Genomic DNA, 1,280 nt, shown 5'->3' on the forward strand with positions numbered 1-1,280 from the left:
GCTCTAGCAGGCTGTTGAAGAAGCCCGGTTTGCTGGCACGGGGCCGGGCTTCTCGTTGACTGCAATCTCAACCTTGTCGTCGAGGGGAGGCGGCGGGCGCGGAGTGGCTATGCGGCGGCCAACCGCGCCATCCGCACCAGGTTGTACGCGGTGCCCACCAGGTAGGCCGCCAATTCCGTGCGCTCCCTGCCTTTGAAACGCGTCTTGCGGAAGCGGCCCACCGTCTTCATCCAGCCCCAGACTTCTTCGATTCGCTTCCGTGCCCGCTGGCTGAGGGCGTAGCCAACGGGCCTCGTCGTTCGCCCGTCAATGGCCGAGCGGCGTCGAATGTCCGTCGTCTGAGCGATATGCGGCGTTACTCCCATGCGTCGGCAGTCGGCGACGAAGTCCGCCGTGTCGTAGCCCTTGTCGGCGCCCACGGAGGCGCGCTCGTTCCGGGACTTCAGCCCCTCGAGCATCATCACCGCCGCGTCGCGCTCGGCGAAGCCATCCGCCGGCATCACCGCGAGGTCCACGAGCAGCCCGTTGCGATTCTCCATGACGCCATTGAGGCTGTAGGCCAGCCGCGCCTCCTTGCCGTCGCCCTTGCGCGCCAGCCGCGCCTCCGGGTCCGTCGTCGAGGCGTGCGTCGTGTTACCTCGCTTCTGCCCGTGAAAGTTCACCGTCGGGTTGCCCTTGTCGTCGGGCGGCTCCTGCTTGTCGTCCTTCTCGTCCTTCGGGCGGAACGACTTCAGCGACGCCCAGGCTTCAATCAGGCTGCCATCCACGCTGAAGTGCTCGTTGCTGGTGAGCCCCGCGCTCTGCGCCTGGCTCATGACCGCCAGGAAGAATCTCCGGGCGACGTCGTGCTCCAGGAGCCGGTCCCGGTTCTGCGAGAAAGTGCTGTGGTCGAAGGAGGCGTCCTCCATCCCCATGTCGAGGAACCACCGGAACAAGAGGTTGTAGTCGAGCTGCTCGCAGAAGAGCCGCTCGCTTCTCACCGAGTAGAACGCCATGAGGAGGCAGGACTTCAGCAACTGCTCTGGCGGGATGCTCGGCCGGCCGGTGCCGCTGTACATCTCATCGAACGTCGGCGAAAGCGCTGCCAGCGCCGCGTCCGCCATGTCCTTCACCCTGCGCAGCGGATGGCCCGCGGGCACCCGGTCTCCCGGCGTCCTCAAGCTGAACAGCGTCGTCTGCTGCTTGGGCCGTCCGCGCATCGCTGCCTCCGATGCGCGGAGGACACCACGTCACGGTGCGGGGTGTCGATCCCTCGGAGGGGTTTCTCAACACCCTGCTAG

The 1,280-nt window shown here is 66.5% G+C and carries 1 protein-coding gene; it reads right to left on the reverse strand.

Annotation, left to right across the window (positions count from 1 at the left end; genetic code table 11):
- Window positions 1–107: 107 nt before the first annotated feature.
- Window positions 108–1,199: an IS5 family transposase gene (locus tag D7X32_RS44395; protein ID WP_120608476.1), complete on the reverse strand. Its 1,092-nt coding sequence runs from the start codon at window positions 1,197–1,199 to the stop codon at window positions 108–110.
- Between the last annotated feature and the right edge of the window lie 81 nt (window positions 1,200–1,280).

Origin of the sequence: Corallococcus carmarthensis, assembly GCF_003611695.1 — a bacterium.
In the GTDB taxonomy this organism is placed as follows: domain Bacteria; phylum Myxococcota; class Myxococcia; order Myxococcales; family Myxococcaceae; genus Corallococcus; species Corallococcus carmarthensis.